17 protein-coding genes are annotated in these 18,865 nt (G+C 41.4%); 11 read left to right on the top strand and 6 right to left on the bottom strand.

All coding sequences use genetic code 11. The features are described 5' to 3' along the window. Positions 1-176: 176 nt before the first annotated feature. Positions 177-1,406, bottom strand: a complete 1,230-nt coding sequence (locus NSTC745_RS26275; RefSeq protein ID WP_445633606.1) for a DUF4336 domain-containing protein — start codon at positions 1,404-1,406, stop codon at positions 177-179. Between the two features lie 261 nt (positions 1,407-1,667). Beyond that, entirely contained in the window at positions 1,668-3,101 is a 1,434-nt protein-coding gene (locus NSTC745_RS26270; RefSeq protein ID WP_445633605.1) for a carotenoid oxygenase family protein, read from the bottom strand. Positions 3,102-3,327: 226 nt separating this feature from the next. On the opposite strand from NSTC745_RS26270, the gene NSTC745_RS26265 reads away from it, so the two are divergent. Then, on the top strand, positions 3,328-3,786 hold the full coding sequence (locus NSTC745_RS26265) for a globin domain-containing protein (RefSeq protein WP_445633604.1): 459 nt from the start codon (positions 3,328-3,330) through the stop codon (positions 3,784-3,786). Between the two features lie 135 nt (positions 3,787-3,921). Here NSTC745_RS26265 and NSTC745_RS26260 read toward each other — a convergent pair whose 3' ends face one another. Continuing rightward, on the bottom strand, positions 3,922-6,042 hold the full coding sequence (locus NSTC745_RS26260) for an NACHT domain-containing protein (RefSeq protein ID WP_445633603.1): 2,121 nt from the start codon (positions 6,040-6,042) through the stop codon (positions 3,922-3,924). Positions 6,043-6,108: 66 nt separating this feature from the next. Between NSTC745_RS26260 and NSTC745_RS26255 the strand changes: the two genes are divergently transcribed. Next, positions 6,109-6,864 carry a thioesterase II family protein gene (locus NSTC745_RS26255; RefSeq protein ID WP_445633602.1) on the top strand — a complete coding sequence of 252 codons (756 nt, stop codon included), beginning with the start codon at positions 6,109-6,111 and terminating at the stop codon, positions 6,862-6,864. Positions 6,865-6,903: 39 nt separating this feature from the next. On the opposite strand, the gene NSTC745_RS26250 is transcribed toward NSTC745_RS26255, so the two are convergent. Both NSTC745_RS26250 and NSTC745_RS26245 read right to left on the bottom strand, forming a co-directional pair. Then, entirely contained in the window at positions 6,904-7,308 is a 405-nt protein-coding gene (locus NSTC745_RS26250) for an ExbD/TolR family protein (RefSeq protein WP_096540154.1), read from the bottom strand. Then, positions 7,292-7,948 carry a MotA/TolQ/ExbB proton channel family protein gene (locus NSTC745_RS26245; RefSeq protein ID WP_445633601.1) on the bottom strand — a complete coding sequence of 219 codons (657 nt, stop codon included), beginning with the start codon at positions 7,946-7,948 and terminating at the stop codon, positions 7,292-7,294. The genes NSTC745_RS26250 and NSTC745_RS26245 overlap by 17 nt, the downstream gene beginning before the upstream one ends. A gap of 511 nt (positions 7,949-8,459) precedes the next feature. Between NSTC745_RS26245 and NSTC745_RS26240 the strand changes: the two genes are divergently transcribed. The 5 genes from NSTC745_RS26240 to NSTC745_RS26220 all read left to right on the top strand — a co-directional run bounded on the left by NSTC745_RS26240 (position 8,460) and on the right by NSTC745_RS26220 (position 13,382). Next, positions 8,460-9,959 carry an energy transducer TonB gene (locus NSTC745_RS26240; protein WP_445633600.1) on the top strand — a complete coding sequence of 500 codons (1,500 nt, stop codon included), beginning with the start codon at positions 8,460-8,462 and terminating at the stop codon, positions 9,957-9,959. Between the two features lie 520 nt (positions 9,960-10,479). Further along, positions 10,480-10,974, top strand: a complete 495-nt coding sequence (locus NSTC745_RS26235) for an Hsp20/alpha crystallin family protein (RefSeq protein ID WP_445633599.1) — start codon at positions 10,480-10,482, stop codon at positions 10,972-10,974. Between the two features lie 212 nt (positions 10,975-11,186). After that, positions 11,187-11,327, top strand: coding sequence for a hypothetical protein (locus tag NSTC745_RS26230; protein WP_445633598.1), 141 nt, complete (start codon positions 11,187-11,189; stop codon positions 11,325-11,327). Between the two features lie 764 nt (positions 11,328-12,091). Continuing rightward, the gene (locus NSTC745_RS26225; protein WP_445633597.1) at positions 12,092-12,337 is read left to right on the top strand and encodes a hypothetical protein; all 246 of its coding nucleotides are present in this window, start codon (positions 12,092-12,094) and stop codon (positions 12,335-12,337) included. Between the two features lie 10 nt (positions 12,338-12,347). Beyond that, positions 12,348-13,382: a hypothetical protein gene (locus tag NSTC745_RS26220; RefSeq protein WP_445633596.1), complete on the top strand. Its 1,035-nt coding sequence runs from the start codon at positions 12,348-12,350 to the stop codon at positions 13,380-13,382. Between the two features lie 152 nt (positions 13,383-13,534). Here the strand turns inward: NSTC745_RS26220 and ilvA are convergent, their stop codons facing one another. Next, on the bottom strand, positions 13,535-15,046 hold the full coding sequence (gene ilvA / locus NSTC745_RS26215; protein ID WP_445638688.1) for a threonine ammonia-lyase, biosynthetic: 1,512 nt from the start codon (positions 15,044-15,046) through the stop codon (positions 13,535-13,537). A gap of 318 nt (positions 15,047-15,364) precedes the next feature. Here ilvA and NSTC745_RS26210 point away from each other — a divergent pair, with 318 nt between their 5' ends. The 4 genes from NSTC745_RS26210 to NSTC745_RS26195 all read left to right on the top strand — a co-directional run bounded on the left by NSTC745_RS26210 (position 15,365) and on the right by NSTC745_RS26195 (position 18,714). Then, complete coding sequence (locus NSTC745_RS26210; protein ID WP_445633595.1) at positions 15,365-15,673, top strand: RNA recognition motif domain-containing protein; 309 nt, start codon at positions 15,365-15,367, stop codon at positions 15,671-15,673. 114 nt (positions 15,674-15,787) lie between these two features. Next, positions 15,788-15,973, top strand: coding sequence for a 30S ribosomal protein S21 (rpsU, locus tag NSTC745_RS26205; protein ID WP_445633594.1), 186 nt, complete (start codon positions 15,788-15,790; stop codon positions 15,971-15,973). 102 nt (positions 15,974-16,075) lie between these two features. Then, complete coding sequence (locus NSTC745_RS26200; RefSeq protein ID WP_445633593.1) at positions 16,076-17,053, top strand: aldo/keto reductase; 978 nt, start codon at positions 16,076-16,078, stop codon at positions 17,051-17,053. Between the two features lie 731 nt (positions 17,054-17,784). Next, positions 17,785-18,714 (top strand): carbohydrate ABC transporter permease, encoded by a 930-nt coding sequence (locus NSTC745_RS26195; RefSeq protein WP_445633592.1) that lies wholly within the window; start codon positions 17,785-17,787, stop codon positions 18,712-18,714. The last annotated feature ends 151 nt before the right edge of the window (positions 18,715-18,865 follow it).

Raw genomic sequence — 18,865 nt, 5'->3', positions numbered from 1 at the left:
TCACACTTTGATTATTATCCCAACTCTAACGAAAATAAAGACTTATTGACTTGTTATGAAAGTTGTTTTAGTTTACCACTGATATTAAATGGCAAATGGGTACAGACGCGATTAATCCCGTCTGTTGGAAGTGGGGAATTCTTTACTTAAAACTAGGAACTTTTTTGCATTTTTTCCTACACCTTTTCTTTTGCTGGCGGGACGATGCTAAATTTATTTAAACCTGCGTCGATTTCCTTAAGTGTTTTAAAATCCTCTTCTGGTAAGGGATAGCTGTTACTGTTAAACAAACCTGCACCAAAAGCAGGCTGCTTTTCTAAAAAAGAGAAAGCTTGACGAAATTGATACGGCTGGGCTTTAATCGGCGCATCAAAGTGGCAGGGAATAATCCACTCGAAGTTCCAACTTGCAACTTTATCAGCCCACTCGATGGTTTCTTTGGGTGCGCGGTTGAGAATTAGTGTCTGTAAAATTGGTGCTACAAACAACCGACCGTTACCTCGTAAGGCTTCAAACGATCGCTGCCAGTCCTGCCATTTAAAGGGATACAATCCAAAATAAGCTTTTTTGGAGCGTTGTGGTGCTTTGAGGGCATCTTGGAACACCTTACCCCAAGGACGTATTTCTAAACCGCTTGGTTGAAAGTATAAAGCAAATAAACAGATGCGCTGCCATCCTTTACGGCGATTTGCTTGGATGTCTGCAACAATATCACCAGCATTATCCTTGGCGTGGAATAGCAACGGATATGAATCTAATTGCACAATGGCAGGCGGATCTTCTGGAATCGAAAGTACCGAATCTGTTACCAAAAGAGTATGCGATCGCTTATGAAAAAAAGCAACTTCCGCAAACCTACCAGTCCCAAGGTAGATGGGGCCGAGCATGGCATAATCAAACTCATCAGCAAAGGGTGTTTTGCTGCTATCTTCTGGAAGTGTGGAAGTGCGTTTTGCAGGTAAGCCAAGCCAGCTAAGGGGGAGATTTAGCGGGAAACTCCATTGATTCGGGGCGACAAAAACCTGTGCAGTCGGGAAGTATCTGGCGAAGGGGCCGACGAAAACCTTGTGTTCTAGACCGGAGACAGTTGGCAGGATGATGTATTTCACATTACCATGTTCGGCTACCAACTCATTGACAAGCCGGATGCACTCTGGGGTAGGCGCAACAGGGGCATAAACCAAAAGACCGCCTGTTTGTAGCTTAACCACAGTCATACGAATTGGCACGACAACGTAAAAGATGCCTTGAAGTTGGTCAAAATTCCAGATTGTATCCTTGAGGACTTCTTTGCGGATTGTCCGCCGCCTACCGTATGGGTAAAGTGGCACAACAGGCCATAATCGCCAGGAAAAGTCCCTTGGATGAATCTGTTCTGCATTGGCTATGCGTTCATCATCAACCACTGTGCGATTCCCTCCAAATTCCCTGCTCAAATTTTAATAGGATATTATATTTTGGGGTTGTTGAGTGAAAATATAAATTAGTGTCACGCCCAGACGCAGAGGCGCAAAGAGTAAGAGTTCAAGAAATGCGATTTTTCCATTTCGGATTTGAGATTTTGGATTAGTGGAAAAATTAAGAATATTAGTGAGAGCTAGAAATATTTTGAATTATTTTTAATTCTCATTCCTAACTCTTAACTTATAACTCCTAACTTTTAAATTTTACGCTGGATTCCAAGTGCCGTGGAAACTGTGAGGAATTACGCTGGGTAATCCTAGTTTACAAACTGGTTCTGCATCTAGGCCGCTATGAAATATCCAAACTTCACTTTTATCGGAATTGCCATCATAAACTACTACTAATATCCAACCTTGTTCGGGGTTTTGGCTATCTTGGGCATAGATGGGTTCTGAGGTATAAATATTTTCTCCTAAGTCTACTTCGGTGAGGGTTTCAGTTTTGTAATCAAAACGAGCGATCGCACTAAACCATTCTTTACCTGGATTCATTCTTTCTGGAAGCAATGCCACATAAGTATAACGCCAAGGTTGTGCAACTTGCCCTCGTGGCACTACAGGAAACTCACAAATGCGGTTGATAACTTCGTGGGTTGCTGTGACTTTGGCAGTTTGAGGATTGAGATGCACTTGCCATAATGTTCCATGAGAAGCGGTGTGCGTTTCACCAGTTGCAAATTCTCTGAGATATTCATTACTTTGTTGAAAATTTGAATATCGCACCACATCCAAAATCACCGAACCGTCTTGATTTTCACAAGCATTTCCAAAATGCCATTGAAACCAAGGTTCGGTTTCGCCGCGACTCACTAAAGATAAGTTTTCTCTGTCAAAAATTAATACCTGAGTTCCTAACTGCGGTTCCCATGATAAAGAGTCACTAAAGGTAGTTAAACCTAGTAAAAATGGCAGCATTTTCATCCGCATTGGGGGCATGAAAAATACCAAATATCTTTGAGTTAAAACAAAATCATGTATTATTGAATAGCGGTCTAGTTTGAAAGCATTTTTTTGTATAATTTTGCCAGAGGCATCGCTTTTATAGAGATTCAGTTGTACAGAACTTCCTAAACTGATGCCAAAATTATAAATTTCGCCTGTGCGTGGATCGCGTTTGTAATGAGCAGAATAAGGTAATCCATTATCCAAACCGGCTAAATCATCTAATCCCTTTGTTTCTAAAGTTTCTAAATCAAGGGCATAAGGCTGAGTTGCTTCCCACAAAGCCAACAGTTTATCCGGTAAAGCCAACACTGAAGTATTAGCTGCATTCTTGATTTGCTGATTCCACCGTTTCCAAATCGGCCCCGGTGTATGCATTCCATAAACACCATAAAGGAATTTATCTGCTTTACTTTCAGCTTGATATTCTGCTGTTTGCACATAGCGATAAACTCCCGTCACCCCTGCATCGGTGAAATGCACGCCAAGAATCGCGCCATCACCATCAAACCAGTGTCCTACAGGGACGCCACCGCGTTCTAGCCGCGCCGGGCCATTGCGATAAAGACTACCACGCAAACCATCTGGGACTTTCCCAGAGAGAATTGGCAATTGGGTAGGGGGGAATTCTGTTGCTGGTTTGGCGATCGCACCTGCCCAAGCTTTTTTTGTTGACTTTTTACTAATTGTGTGCATTCTAAATTTAACATCTAACAAATTATTAATCTACACAGCTGCATTTTACATTTTCATCATGACTGAGTTGTATATTGGCGCGTTAACCTAAAGCCGTAACTCTTTCTACTGGCTGACTTCTGACTTGTAAATTTTGACTCCTGCTATATATGAGCTAGCTCATAGTAACTGCTAAAAATAAACAATAAATTGAAGTTAATCAATATTTTAAGTGGTTGAAAAAACTATGATTAGCCAAAAAACAATAGATATCGTTAAATCTACAGCACCTGTCTTGAAAAAAAACGGTCAACAAATCACAACTCGGATGTATGAAATTATGTTTCAAAACCATCCAGAAATCAAAGAACAATTTGATATGTCTGCTCAAGCAGATGGCTCTCAACCTGCGAGATTAGCTACAGCAGTTTATAGTTATGCTAACCAAATTGATAATTTACCTGCTTTAAAATTGATGGTAGAAAAGATTGCCCATCGTCACGTGCAGACCCATGTTACACCAGAACAATATCCTATTGTTGGAGAAAGTTTATTGCAAGCGATGAAAGATGTTTTGCAAGAAGCAGCTACAGAAGAAGTGATGGCCGCTTGGACTGAAGCTTATCAGGCATTATCTGAGGTTTTCATTAACAGAGAACAGGATATATATGTAGAAGATAAAAAACAACAGCTTATCTACTCCTAACTACAAGACTTTGTGTCATAACAACAATAAGTTTTGTCGTTATGACAGTAAAGGTGCAAGTTTTTGTATCCTTAGCCTGTTGTAATGAACTCATAGAGTTTTGATCTAACTATCTTGTCATTTTCCTATTGTTGCTTAATAATTTGGAGCCAACAACATCCGCGCTTCAATTGCTTCCCAAGTTTGGGGCGACACTCGCACCGCTGCTTGTTTGCACTGGATAATCAGGTAATTTGCGTAGAAATAATTTTTTAGTGCTTTTATTTCTTCCTCAGATAAATCGATCATTTCTACGGTGAGATTGAAAGCATTGAGTAACGTTTGTTGCAGATGTTTAGCAAATGCCAGACTCACTGCCCTTGGCTGTTTATCATCAGCATCCTGAGCTTTCAGTGCTTTTAATTGCTTAATCAATTCGATAAAATTAACGTTATTGAAAATTTTTAATTCTTCAAGTTTACGAGTATAGGCGATGGCGTAAGCTTTAGCATTAGCGTAGGCTTTGGCGTTGGGCTTGGTGTAGACGTTGGCGTTGGCGATAGCGTTGGCAATGGCATAGGCATTGGCGTAGGCATAAGCGTAGGCGTTGGCATAGGCATTGGCGATGGCGATGGCGTTGGCGTTGGCGTTAGCGATGGCGTTGGCTTTGGCGTAAGCATTGGCGTTGGCGATGGCAAATGCACGTTTCCCCACAGGTTTAAAATCTCCTGGCGATCCAACTGTTACCTGTTCTGCCCAATTTAATAAAGCCTGTAACTTCGGGGTATTAATATATTTTTGCGCTTCTTTTTCCATCAGCAGCAGCAAATCATCTGCACCACCCCGCATTAACCCAGCTACTAACAAAAACACCTCTTTCCAGCGTTCATTTATTAAGTGTTCACTAATTAATTTCTCAACTTGGCGATGGTCATCAATATATTGTGCTGTTAAATATTCCTGTAGGGTTAGATGAGAGAAGGAAAAGACATCCTCGGCTCGTTTGACCAAAATACCTTGTTGAACAGCGATCGCATTCAACACTGATTCCCCATCTAAATGCTGAGGTGCATTCAGATTACTCGCTAAAAATGTTTTAATTTGCTGAACAATATCGCGCTGTGAAAAGAATAGTTTATCAGACTCAAAAGCTGTATAAGCAACCTCTGATAGTAATATCTCTTCTAATTCTGTATGCAGTCCTTGATAAATTTCATGTCTGAGAATTCGCTTTTCTGATGCCCATTCTTCTAACAATATCCGCAGTGCTTTACGGTAAAGAACACTGCGATTATCTGGAAAACTTTGGGAACGGTCATAAACTAAACACAGAAATGTCAACAACAAAGGCGTATGTGCCAACTCTTTAGCAGCTTTATTTTCTGGTTTTTGCAGTAACTCCCAGCATTTTTCGCTTGTCTTCACCTGCTTGTCCCCATCTGAATTAAACCAGTTACAAATAAATTTTTGAATTTGAGCATCGTCGAAATCTGCCATTGAGACATCGCTAAAGCGACGAAAACTGCTCCGATAAGCTGCCGTGCGACAGGACACAATAAAACGATTTCGATCGTACTTGTCAACAAAGTTTTGAATTTCGGTACTTGCCTCAGCCAATTTTTTTGTTGGTACTTCATCTAAACCATCGAGCAAAATTAATAATTTCCCTTCTTTTAAAGCTTTTGCTGTAAATTTATCTGGTGATGGAAAGCCGCAAATACGAAACTCTTCAACAATAAATGTTTCAATATTTATATTACTAGATGCAACCCTTTTTAATTCAATAAAAACTGGAATACAATCGTGTATAAACTCTCCTTTTTGACCTTTGATTGCTTCTAGCCCTATCTTCCGTAAAAATGTAGACTTTCCTGCACCAGGCCCACCAAGCACCATCAGATATTGTTTATTATTAGCAACTTTAATTCCTACTTGTTTTCCCCCATTTTGAGATTGAAACCTTCGGCTATTAGCTTGGCGATAGACTTCTTCTAAATTTTCAATAGAGTCAAAACTCTGAATATTATCATCATCTAAAAACTGCACTGCTGTATAGAGCGATTCCAGCTTGACAGGTTCACGCATTACTAACACTTTGAGAATACCATGCCGTTCTTCATAGTTCTTTTCATATTCCTTTGATGCAGCAAAAATTAAGTTCTTGGTTTTTTCATCTAGGGTTTTACCCAATACTCCTAAAGCTTGACCACCGTTTTGGAAAATCATAGCGGCGATACCGCTAACGGCTGATATCGCCCAAGGTTCCATTCCTGTCATAAGATTATCAGTGAATATATTTAATAATTAAATGCAGAGTTATGTTATCTAACTCTAAGCTCTATTATGACAACTAAACCAACTTTCAATTCTTGGATTAACTGTCCCCAACCAAATCCGCAAGCAAATCTGCGTTTATTTTGCTTTCCTTATGCTGGTGGTAGCTCTATGATTTTTCGCACGTGGTCTAATAGCTTACCTCGCAATGTCGAAGTCTGTGGTGTGGAATATCCCGGACGAGGAAGACAAATGCAGTCAGCACCGATCGCAAAATTGGAACCTCTTGTAAAGGCGATCGCTTCATCTCTTCTACCATATTTAGACAAACCATTCGCCTTTTTCGGGCACAGTATGGGCGGATTAGTTAGCTTCGAGTTAACCCGTCTACTGCGCTTAGAATATAATCTTCAACCGTTTCAACTTTTCATCTCTGCTCGCCGCGCCCCACAAATCCCCCCCACAAAACCACCCATCCACGTCTTACCAGACGCAGAGCTACTCGAAGAACTACGCACTCTCAACGGTACACCCAAAGCAGTACTCGAAAATCCAGAACTGATGCAAATTTTTCTCCCAATTTTGCGGGCTGATTTTGCAGTTCTGGAAACTTACACTTATACTCCACAACAGCCACTAGACTGCCCCATTAGTATATTTGGTGGTTGGCAAGACAAAGAAGTTAGTCATGAAGCTCTGCAAGCATGGCGAGAACAAGCAATGTCTATCTCTTTACAAATGTTTGACGGCGACCACTTTTTTATACACTCTCATCAAAATTCATTACTTAAACTCATATCTCAAGAGTTGGGAGTTAGGAGTTAGGAATTATTATTCTCCCCCTGCTCCCCCTGCTCCCCTTTCCTATCTTCTTTGAGTAGCGATCGCTAATTTTGCCCCCGGAACTTCACGCACCCGATCCATCACAGCCACCACTTTCCCGTGACCAACTTTTTCATCAGCATTAATAATCACTAACATTTCTGAGTTAGAACCAATTAAACTCCGTACTTGCTGTGTCAAATCATCAACAGCAATTGGTTTGCGGTTTAGACTTACTACTCCTTGTTCGTCTACCGTGATAGTAATTTTGGAGGGAACTTGCTGTTGTTTTGCCGTGGCTGCCTTTGGTAAATTGACAGGCAAGCCTTCAGATCGCGTTAAAAACAGAGTTGACATGATAAAAAATGTCAAAATTGCAAAAATCACGTCAATCATCGGCACAATATTAATCTGTGCTGGAATATCTGGTTCATCTTGTAGCCGCATAGGTCTTCTCTCCTCCTCTTTCATAACGACGGCGGTAAAGTAATTCTAGCTGCCCGCCATATTCCTGAATTAAAGCGATTTGCCGCTGATACAATCCCCGGAACGTATTGGCAAACAACAGTATGAAGATAGCAACAATCAATCCTGATGCTGTAGATACCAACGCTTCACTAATCCCAGAGGTAACGCCTGCGGTTTTGCTACCTCCCACATCGCCAAGATTTAAAGAGGCAAAAGAAGCGATCAATCCTAATACTGTACCCAGAAGGCCCAACAGTGGCGCTAAACTAATGATTGTCTCGAAAATGTTTTGGAAGCGTTTGAGTACTGGGATTTCCGCCTGCGCTTCGCTTTCTAATGCCAAACGAAATTCTTCTGGATTTGGCTCCTCTAATTCTAAAGCTGCAAGAAAAATCCGGGCAAGTGGCAAATCTGCATTTTGCTGGAGTTTATCCATTGCACCGACAACATTATCGATGCGATAGAGATTCAAAACATCCCGCACCACGCGGTTTTGACGCTTGTTAATTCTTGCCCAAAACCTGATACGTTCAATAATCAGCGCCACACCCAACACCGAAAACGCCAGCAGCGGCCACATGACCACACCGCCTGCTATAAAAAGATTCTGAATTCCCATGTTCTCTAAACGTCATTAACAATACACAGTAAGACTAGCAGAATCTAGAGAAAAGCTGAAACTTTTTCTCAATAAAATTTAAAATATAATGATAACTTTTTCAAATCATATTTTTATAATTTTGATATAAGTACTGTGGAGAATTAATTACACATAACTAAAGGACAAGCGTGAGGTAAAATTATTACGCTATAAGCTTATTCTTCAGATTTACCTTCCAGCACGTATAATAAATTTTGCTTAATTGCCACTCTCATAACTTACTCAAAGCCAGATTTTTGCAGGCAAAGCTACCTAAGTTCTGTAGATGATTTGCTGACTTTGTATAAGTTAATTTAATTAAAATAAAAATTTATTTTATTTAGAAACTGTGATATTGAAAGTTTTTGAAGATGTTGCCACTAATGTCGGGGTTACGTAACAGTACCCAAAATAACTTTAGTTCTTTACTTGATATTTGTAACCTTGCATTCTAAGATGACTAAATTAGTGAGAATAGGTAGCAATAGCTATGACCTTTTCCGGCATTAATGTCGAGCAACGCTCCAAAGAAGTTCAGGCTCTCAAGTCTTTTCTAGCTTACAGTCTAATAGGCTCACTGGGGCTGCATATCGGTGTATTATCCTCAGGTATAGGTAATTATTTAACAAGAATGCCTGAAGGTAATGATGAATCAATAGAAGTGGCGATCGTTGATTCACCAGCTGTGGAACCAGAAAAACCACTCGAACAAATTACAGAAGAACCCAAAAAAGAAACAGAAATTGTACAAAAACAGCCTATAGAAACTCCACCAGTAGAAAAAATTCAGCAGCAATTTGAACAAATTACAGCAGTCGCTCAGAAACCACAGCCGACAATTACACAGCCAATTGCACCACAAGTTCCTGTGAAATCTGCACCCATCGCACGAACAGCTCCATCTCAAGATTCCAAAGCAAGTTCATCTGGTGGCGGTGGAGGTGGTGGCGGCGGTGGCGGCTCTGGTGTTGGTTTAGGTACCGGTAGCGGTATCGCTGTTGGTACAAGCAGCGGAACTGGCCCTGGTGGAGGAACTGGTACTGGTACTGGCGGTGGTATTGGCAGTGGTACTGGTACTGGTACTGGTAGCGGCATTGGCAGTGGCATTGGAAGTGGAATCGGTAGCGGTACTGGTAGTGGAATCGGTAGCGGTACTGGCAGTGGCATTGGTAGCGGTACTGGCAGTGGCATTGGTAGCGGTACTGGCAGTGGAATTGGCAATCAACCAGCAAACCGTCCGGTAGCAGCAGCGCCAACAACTCCAACACCTCCAAAAATTAACACTTCAGGTAATAGTAATGGTCGTGCAGCTTGCCGTAAATGTGAGTTTAAATATCCAGAGTCATTTAAACGGCGAGGAATCGAAGGCCGTACAGGTTTGGCTTTTGATACTGACGATCAAGGTAATGTTGTTAATGTGCGGATAGCGAGTTCCAGTGGCAACCGGGAATTGGATGAAGAACACTTGAGACAAGCGCGTGAGTGGAAATTCAACCCGGCACAAGGTGGCAGACGAGGGGTACGAGTCAACTCTGGGGCTTTTAAAGAAAATTCACAACGATACCGTCAATACCAACAAGAAAGAAAAAGAGAAACAGAACAGAAAACCCAGCAAGCCACAGCATCCAATTCCAATACCACAGAGGGAACTTCAAGACGTAGGCGGCGAGAATTTACACCGTCAACTAATGAAGCTACAGCCACAAGAGCAGCAGAATCTGGAATTAATCGGCGTCTGCGTCGTCAGACAGGGGAAACAACAAGCGCAGGCTCATCATCCCAAAGAAGGACAACTAGTTCTCAAGGAAGTGCCAGAGAAACTCTACGGCGCATCCGTAGCGAACGAACAACTACTAATTCATCACAGAAGCCACAAGCTAGCACAAATCGACGGCGGCGCAGAGAAAACACAAGCCAAAATAAGTTGCGGGACTCTTTGCGCCGTTTACGTCAACCTCAATCGCAACCTGCTGCACCTAGTCAGCAGTAGGGCTACAAAACTGATTGGGATATGTTGATTAGACTTCTTGCTTTTATTGGGGAAAAGGGTAAGGGGTATGGTTCGACAAGCTCACCAACCAGGGGAAAGCGGCTCATAAAAACCCTTTTCCCTTTCCCCCTCTTGCAAAAGTTACTTTTGCAAGAGACTCCATGAGTTGCACGCACAAGGAACAATGAAAATATCTTGGTTTTCCCAGTCCCCAGTCCCTATTTTCAAGGCAGGTCTATTGTTGATGGTTGACTGTTAAGCCTCAACAGTCAACCCTCAACAGTCATTTTCAGATTTTTTATAAATCCCTAAAAGGTACGGTTATTGCGATCGCTCATGACCATAAAACCGAACCTGCTCAATTTGAATCTCGATCTAGTGTGATGAATAGGAAGCTTGAGATTGAGCTTAGTGGAAATTGAGGATTGCTTGCCAAAGGTATTATATCAGTTGTTCGTAGGCTAGAAAGCTTAAGATTGAGCCTCCTAAGACTAGATATCTCGTTTTAGAGGTGATAGTTATGGCACTCATTCGTTGGGAACCATTCCGGGATATCGAACGCTTACAAACATTCCGGGATAGCGAACGTTGGGAACCATTCCGAGAAATCGACACCTTACAGCGGCAAATGAATCGCTTGTTTGATAGATTAATACCCGCTGATGGTGGTGAAAGGACTGGATTTACCTTCATTCCTGCCGCAGAAATAGAAGAAACTGATGATGCAATCAAATTGAGACTAGAAGTACCTGGTTTGGAAGCCAAAGATATAAATCTAGAAGCCACTCCCGAATCAATTTCGATTAGCGGTGAGCGTAAGACTGAAACCAGGACTGAAGAAAACGGTGTCACTCGCTCTGAATTTCGTTATGGCAAATTTCATCGAGTAATTCCGTTACCTTCCCAAGTTCAAAACGACAAAGTACAAGCTGAATACAAAAATGGTGTTCTCCACTTAACTTTGCCGAAAGCCGAATCTGAAAAAGGCAGAGCCGTCAAAGTTAATATTGGTTGATTTTAGGGACTGGGGAAGCTTGCCACGCTAGTAGGGTGGGTTATGGCTACGCCATAACCCACCTAAATCGTTAACTGTGCGTTACGCCAAAGGCTAACGCACCCTACTGGACTACTTATATTTCAAAAATCAAATATGAGTCCTATATTAACCAAGATAGTAGCGATCGCATTAAATCTTTATCTAGTAAGTTACAGCAAGCCTTAGTGCAAATGGGTAGCGCTGTCTACGCCCAAGCAGCCAGCAGTACGAGTGGCGAACAACCTCAAGGCACTGATGATGTATTTTGCCCTAGAACAAGTAATGTTTACAAAACTCAACATTTGGGTATAGCCAAAGAATTTAACTATTAAATATTCAGGAGTTTTAGGTTTTTGGTAATGCTTAGATCGACGATAATCACCGCCTTCTAAAAATCAGGAGGCGGTTGTTCGTTATACAAGGATGGCTTTGACGATCGATATCCCTCTACCAGAAGGAAGAAGGGTTATAAATAGGATGAACAATTAAATACACTGGCAATAACTCGATTTGTCAATCTATGTAAATTTCCCCGATCGAGAGCAGGAAAATCTCCTCTGTCTATATCTTTATAAATAAAGTTCAGGGGTTGAAGCGCGGATACTTTGGTAAGATTTCTACAGTTTGTTCGAGCAGCTCCTTTGAGGTCTTTAAGACACTGTTGTGCAAAACTAGTCTTATTGAACCAAACAAGTCCGTGCTTGCCTTTTGTTGGCAGGATTATCTGATGATGTAGTGCTTGATTTACAACACTGGCATGATTCAGACGGATTATACTTTAGTTGAAGGCTACACACTCTGCATTGCAAGTGCATCAGGTCAGGCAAAATCAGCTAGTTATAGACAGTAGGAATTGTTTTTCAAATCAAGCACTATATAAATGGTGATAGTGTTTGCTCATCACCAAGTATATGCTTAGGGGATAGTCTAGACTAACTCTGAATTCGTTGCTAAACAATATTCACACCTTGTCCTCGGCATCAAATTCACTGATTTGAATAAAACTTCTACATAAACACACACTGATGCAGTTTGATTTGCTTGAATAGCTATATTGATAGGACATTGATACGAAGGAAATTCAAGATTCCTAATTATGGCAAGTAAATTCATCGATGTTAAGGAATATACAGTTAGAGCGCACAAAAGACAGATTCACACTCGTGTTTTCCAATTTGTCTGTAAAGAGTGTAACGATATGACAAAACGTGAGACTTATGGCCCCCGACCTTTATATTGTGAGAGATGTCGCCCTCCCCAAGCACCGAAGAAATCCCAGCCAGCATCTCGCAAAGCTAAACCCAGGCCAATGTCTTACACAAGTGACACCGATTTAAATTGATTGAACGATTATGAATTCAAAAGGACAATTAGAACCACCTCCAGGCAATTTTGTCTCGCCACTGTTGGAATTACGAGAGTATTATGCTCGCCTCACAGAAGAGTATGAACGCCTATTCGTGGAGGCGCGATCGCAACTCGATCATGTAGAAGCGTTGTTATCTACGTGGTCTTTTTCTGATGGCAACAAGCAGATATCAAGACTCAAAGCAGCTGATGAAACATCCAATTCTTCCCCAGAAGGCTCTGTGCGGTTTTTGTCAGCCCACGATGATATCTCCCAAATCAAATTGGTCGAGTCTATAGAGTCAGAACTTACAGATTCAGACAACATTGAAATAGATAATTCCACTGTTGATACAAAAACAAATCAACTTCCAACCACATCCCCGGATATACAGGCATCTCTAGAGAACAACGATAACTCAAGCAAGGTGCCAGAAATCCCCATGCTACCGCAGTATCAATCTCTGTCTCGAATGGAAGCCATAAAACAGCTATTGCAAGAGCAGGCAGGTACTGTGTGTCATATTGATTTCATCGTGCGATCGCTTTATGGGGAATTAGATTCTAATCTGTTTAAAGTAGTTAAAGGTAGAGTTCAATCTTCCCTCACCCAAGGCAGAGAAAGGAATTACTGGGTAATTATTCCCGAAGAACCCGGTTGTTATACTTTGGATTTAAGTTTAGTCGCTCCAAAAAATGGCAATGGTGCTTCTAGGAATGTCAAAAACAAAAAGAAGAAACCTTTCATACCTCCCAATCCCAAAACAGTACCAATGCTCAAAGTCTATGAAGGTCAATTCTTAATTGATGCCCTGACTTCTCTGTTTGAACAAAATCCAGGTAAAGTTTTCACAGTCGCTGAAGTAATTGCCGGAATTTACGGAGAACTAACTTCTCAAGAACTTCGAGAGATCAAAAATAAGGTGCTCAATGAATTATCTAGAGGCTATCGGACAGGCAGATTCTCTAAAGTTCCCGACCAAATCGGCTTGTATACTTGGGACTCCAATATGATATCTAAAGGTAGTTATCAGAATTAGGGATTGGGCATTGGCCAAACAGGGCATCGGGCATTGGGTATGGGAGGAAAAGGAGGTGTGGGAGGAAAAGCCGGAAGTATAAATTCTCTTTCCCCCCACACTCCCCACACTCCCCACACTCCCCACACTCCCCACACTCCCCATCTCTCCACTCACCCTAAAAACAACTTGTATGCTGGATTCTTGTTTTCATCCCAATACCGATAACCAAGGGTATCCAAAAATGCTTGCCAATTTTTCATTTCGTGGGGAGGAACCTGGATACCGATAACGATTCGGCCGTAGTCTGCGCCGTTGTTGCGGTAGTGAAAAAGACTGATATTCCAGTCGGGACTCATGGAACCAACAAACTTCATCAATGCACCAGGACGTTCGGGAAACTCAAAACGGTAGAGTAATTCATTATGAGCGAGGGGAGAGTGTCCGCCCACCATGTGCCGCAGATGTAATTTAGTGAGTTCGTCGTCTGTTAAATCCAGGGTTTCAAATCCGTGAGCTTCAAAGGTTTCTACCATCTTTGAAGCATCAGCACGGTTTTGAATTTGCACGCCGACAAAAATATGGGCTGTTTTGGCATCGGCAATGCGATAATTAAACTCGGTAAGATTGCGTTTGCCAATCAGTTCGCAAAATTGACGCAGACTGCCCCGCTCCTCAGGAATTGTAACTGCAAAGATAGCTTCGCGGCGTTCGCCAAACTCTGCCCGTTCTGCCACAAACCGCAAGCGATCGAAGTTCATGTTTGCACCGCAAGCTACAGCAATTAAGGTTTGCCCTTCGATTTTTTCTCGTTCTGCATAGGCTTTGGCAGCTGCGATCGCCAATGCACCTGCTGGCTCTAAAATCGATCGCGTATCCTCAAACACGTCTTTAATCGCCGCACAAGTATCATCCGTATCCACTAATATAATCTCATCTACGTACTGCTGACACAAACGGAAGGTTTCTTCGCCTACTTCCCGCACCGCTACCCCATCAGCAAATAACCCCACTTGGGACAAGCGCACCCGATGTCCGGCTTTTAAAGATTGAGACATGGCATCAGCATCCACGGGTTCAACGCCAATGACTTTAATTTCTGGACGCAAGCGTTTGACATAAGCTCCAATCCCAGAAATTAATCCGCCTCCACCAATAGCTACAAAAATCGCATGGATGGGCTGCTGACATTGCCGTAAAATTTCCATCCCGATTGTTCCCTGTCCAGCAATGACATGGGGATCGTCAAAGGGATGAATAAAAGTTAACCCTTTTTCGGCTTCTAATTGACGAGCATAAGCATAAGCATCGTCGTAGGTATTTCCATGTAATACAACTACTCCGCCTCTACTTCTAACTGCATCTACCTTAACTTGGGGTGTAGTTATTGGCATGACGATAATTGCTCTCGTTCCCAGACGGTTAGCTGCCAAGGCCACCCCCTGAGCATGGTTCCCCGCCGACGCAGCGATTACACCCTGTGCCAATATATCTGGCGGCAGTTGCACCATCTTGTTATAAGCACCCCGCAATTTAAATGAAAATACTGACTGCATATCCTCACGTTTCAGCAGAAGTTGATTATTCAACCGCGCAGACAGATTTGGTGCATACTCTAGTGGTGTTTCCTGAGCGACATCATACACACGGGCAGTCAGGATTTGGATGAGGTAGTCACAATACATGGGCATCAACGGATTAGCAAATACCAGATGGAGATTAATTTTACGCTACAGAGGTACCTGTCAGGGGAGTGAGGAGTCAAGAGTGAGGAGTCAGGAGTTTTGTGTTTTCAACTCATAACTAATAACTCCTAACTCCTCAGTCAACAGTTATCAGTTAACACTCAACACTCAAGAACATTCACACTTGAATTTATGTTAAAGTATCAAAGGAAGATTGAATTCGGCTGCGTAGTTTGTTTATATACATATTTGTATTAAAGATATTACAGACATCTCCGGATATAAATCTCTACACTCCTATGCCTCTGGAGACATTTTATGTCAATTTATGTCGGTAATCTATCTTATGAGGTCAAAGAAGATGACCTCAGGCAAGTCTTTTCAGAATATGGAACCGTAAAAGAAGTTCAATTGCCTATCGACCGAGAAACAGGCCGGGTAAGAGGTTTTGGTTTCGTACAAATGGAATCAGACGCCGAAGAAGCAGCAGCAATTGAAGCCCTCGATAGTGCTGAGTGGATGGGTCGGAGCTTAAAAGTGAATAAAGCTAGACCGAAGACAGATGGAGGTTCTTCTGGTGGTAGACGAGGAAACAGTAGTGGTGGTGGATACTCTCGACGCTATTAAGGTCTAGAACCAAGGATTTAACTCTCAGGTTTTGAGGGCAGACAAGGGGTCTGCTTTTTTTTGCTTTCTCGTTGACCAAGCACACCGATCGAGCAAACTTAGTAGGAATATACTATGACCCAAATAATCGTAGGTGAAAATGAAGGGATAGAATCAGCGTTACGTAGATTTAAGCGAGAAGTGTCTAAGGCAGGAATTTTTCCAGATATCAGAAAGCACCGCCACTTTGAAACACCCCTGGAAAAGCGCAAACGTAAAGCGATCGCTAAGCATAAACAGCGTAGAAGTTTCCACAATTGATTATAAATCAGTGCGATCGCTTTCTTAATAAGTTGGGATGTATTTTACCCCAGTTCCAACGAATTGTCTGATAATTATTAAGGCAATTTATAGAGAGCAAAAATGCAGACTCTCCAAAAATCTCTCCCAAACATGGGCTGCGGGACTTGGGCTTGGGGCAACCAATTGCTTTGGGGATATGACGAAAGCATGGATGACCAGTTACAAGCTGTCTTTAACCTTTGTGTCAGCAACGGTGTGACTTTATTTGATACGGGTGATTCTTACGGAACTGGCAGATTGAATGGTCGAAGTGAGCTACTATTGGGACGATTCAATCGAGAATATGTAGGTTCCAATCAAGAAAATATTTGTATTGCGACTAAGCTTGCTGCTTACCCGTGGAGATGGACGCGCCAGTCAATGGTCAAGGCTTGCCAGTCATCTGCTCAACGTCTGGGAAGAAATGTTGATTTAGTACAAATGCATTGGTCTACAGCCAACTATGCTCCCTGGCAAGAAGGGCAATTATTGGATGGTCTGGCCGATGTTTATGAGCAAGGGTTGGTTAAGGGAGTAGGACTATCCAATTACGGGCCGAAACGGCTCAAACAAGTACAAAAAAAGTTTGCCCAGCGAGGCGTTGCAATTAGTACTTTGCAAGTTCAATATTCTCTCTTGTCTACATATCCTGTGACTCAACTCCACCTAAAAGATGTTTGTGATGAGTTAGGAATCAAATTGATTGCTTACAGTCCTCTAGCTTTGGGGCTGTTGACAGGAAAATACTCTGTTGGAGGTTCTTTCCCTAAAGGTATCCGAGGTTTGCTGTTTAGGCAGATATTACCAGGAGTGCGATCGCTTTTAGCATGTTTGCAAGCAGTGGCACAGTCTAGAAACAAAACCATGTCACAGGTAGCAATTAACTGGTGCATCTGTAAAGGAACCATTCCCATCCCTGGAGCAAAGAATGTAGAACAAGCCAGGGAAAATATTGGTGCGTTGGGTTGGCAATTAGATGCAGGTGAAATTGCAGAGTTAGATAAAGCAGCGGCGAGTGCAGACCAAAAAATGGTGCAAAATATTTTTCAGACTAAATGAAGTCTTTGGATATTAATCTCTATGATTTGTTCAAAATTTATATCGATCGCCAACAATAGCAGTATATAGAAATCTGTTTTATTTTGAACTTGTTTATATAGTTTATATAGCAGTTCTAAATCATTCGAGGAGCTTCAGATACCCGACTTATCAAAGAAGTCGGGTATCTGAAGCTCCTCGATTTTCACAAATCAAATAGGATTGCTATAGATCGCTAGCAATGATAAAACAGCCTTTTTGAATTATATCTAGCTTAGTTAAAAACTCAATATTAGTCTTATATACGCAATTTCGTTTGTTTATCAATTAAATCCTAGATATTTTCAAAATCAGACATAACTCCTGTATTAATGTCTGAAATCTTGAGCAGGCAAGCTTGATTTTTTAGGTTAATTAAGAAAGAATGAATATTGAGTCTAACATCTTGTAGACACTCTTGGTGACAACTTAACCTTATCCAATGTCCACAGTCCGCGAAAGCGGACTTTTTGTATGTAACCTGAAGTTGAAGTAAGAATTTATGAGCTATTCTTGCTTACTTTTTTATATGGTTGGAGTATTATTAGTAGATACTTGATGTGTACTATATTATTGATTGGCTATATCCAAGGCTAGCTTTACTGGTACAAGCAAACATATTATCTTGAGATATTGAACTTTAAACCGACTTACATCTCAAAATACTGGCTTTGACAAATTCTCACCAAGCAAAAACAACTATTAAATATCTGATGAATCAATTTACGCTTAAAAATTGGATGTTAATCAAACACCGAATAACTCCTTATTTGTTTTTACTCCCTGCTTTGATTATTTTAGGGTTAACCGTCTTTTGGCCTGCGCTGCAAGCTTTTTACCTCAGCTTTACCAGCTACGAAGATATTGGCCAACCGCCACAATGGATAGGTTTTAACAACTTTCTCAAGCTTTTGAAAGATCCAGTTTTCTGGAAAACACTAGAAAACACTGTTTTATATCTTGTAGGTGTAGTACCAATTTTGGTAATTGCTCCTTTGGGGCTAGCAATTTTGGTAAATCAAAAACTGCGGGGGATGAATTGGTTTAGATCTGCATATTACACACCAGTAGTAATTTCGATGGTAGTTGCAGGAATAGCTTGGAAATGGTTATATGCAGAAAATGGATTGCTCAACCAGTTATTTAAAGCTTTAGGTATTATTTCAGACGGTATTCCTTGGCTAACTAGCTCAGCTAAAGTTTTTGGTATTGTACCAATTTCTCTTGCCAGTGTTATGGCAGTTACTGTGTGGAAAGGGCTAGGCTACTACATGGTTATTTATTTAGCTGGATTACAATCAATTCCTGGTGATGTGTACGAAGCCGCAGCAATTGATGGCTCTGATGGTATTAAGAAACATTGGGATATTACCATACCTTTGATGAAGCCATATCTGGCTTTAGTAGCAGTAATTTCAGCTATTTCTGCCACCAAAGTATTTGAAGAAGTATACATCATGACTCAAGGCGGGCCGCTCAATAGCTCGAAAACAATTGTTTATTATCTGTACGAACAAGCATTCAATAATTTGGAAATTAGCTATGCTTGCACAATTGGGCTAGTATTATTTTTGATAATTTTAGGGCTATCAATTTTGCGATTAGCGGTCAATCAGCAGGGTAATGATAATATCACAATCTAAGAGGTGATTTATAAAGTAAACATTAAATTTTAGGGTGCGTTATAGCAACGCTTAACGCACCATGTTTCTCGGTGCCCTGCGGCTGATTCTTACTCTCTTAAACTCTCAAATCCTTGCTCCCGGCGTAACACACCCTACCTTAATATTTACT

It is taken from the genome of Nostoc sp. DSM 114161, assembly GCF_052692665.1.
This window is presented reverse-complemented; position numbering and strand designations above follow the sequence as displayed.

Excerpts from the sequence above, each read along its gene's own strand:
- NSTC745_RS26220 (WP_445633596.1), top strand. The coding sequence starts at position 12,348 with ATGAATTCAAAAGGACAATTAGAACCACCTCCAGGCAATTTTGTCTCG.
- NSTC745_RS26195 (WP_445633592.1), top strand. The coding sequence starts at position 17,785 with ATGAATCAATTTACGCTTAAAAATTGGATGTTAATCAAACACCGAATA.
- NSTC745_RS26210 (WP_445633595.1), top strand. The coding sequence starts at position 15,365 with ATGTCAATTTATGTCGGTAATCTATCTTATGAGGTCAAAGAAGATGAC.
- rpsU (WP_445633594.1), top strand. The coding sequence starts at position 15,788 with ATGACCCAAATAATCGTAGGTGAAAATGAAGGGATAGAATCAGCGTTA.
- NSTC745_RS26255 (WP_445633602.1), top strand. The coding sequence starts at position 6,109 with ATGACAACTAAACCAACTTTCAATTCTTGGATTAACTGTCCCCAACCA.
- NSTC745_RS26225 (WP_445633597.1), top strand. The coding sequence starts at position 12,092 with ATGGCAAGTAAATTCATCGATGTTAAGGAATATACAGTTAGAGCGCAC.
- NSTC745_RS26245 (WP_445633601.1), bottom strand. The coding sequence starts at position 7,948 with ATGGGAATTCAGAATCTTTTTATAGCAGGCGGTGTGGTCATGTGGCCG.
- NSTC745_RS26270 (WP_445633605.1), bottom strand. The coding sequence starts at position 3,101 with ATGCACACAATTAGTAAAAAGTCAACAAAAAAAGCTTGGGCAGGTGCG.
- NSTC745_RS26265 (WP_445633604.1), top strand. The coding sequence starts at position 3,328 with ATGATTAGCCAAAAAACAATAGATATCGTTAAATCTACAGCACCTGTC.
- NSTC745_RS26260 (WP_445633603.1), bottom strand. The coding sequence starts at position 6,042 with ATGACAGGAATGGAACCTTGGGCGATATCAGCCGTTAGCGGTATCGCC.
- NSTC745_RS26230 (WP_445633598.1), top strand. The coding sequence starts at position 11,187 with ATGGGTAGCGCTGTCTACGCCCAAGCAGCCAGCAGTACGAGTGGCGAA.
- NSTC745_RS26240 (WP_445633600.1), top strand. The coding sequence starts at position 8,460 with ATGACCTTTTCCGGCATTAATGTCGAGCAACGCTCCAAAGAAGTTCAG.
- ilvA (WP_445638688.1), bottom strand. The coding sequence starts at position 15,046 with ATGTATTGTGACTACCTCATCCAAATCCTGACTGCCCGTGTGTATGAT.
- NSTC745_RS26235 (WP_445633599.1), top strand. The coding sequence starts at position 10,480 with ATGGCACTCATTCGTTGGGAACCATTCCGGGATATCGAACGCTTACAA.
- NSTC745_RS26250 (WP_096540154.1), bottom strand. The coding sequence starts at position 7,308 with ATGCGGCTACAAGATGAACCAGATATTCCAGCACAGATTAATATTGTG.
- NSTC745_RS26200 (WP_445633593.1), top strand. The coding sequence starts at position 16,076 with ATGCAGACTCTCCAAAAATCTCTCCCAAACATGGGCTGCGGGACTTGG.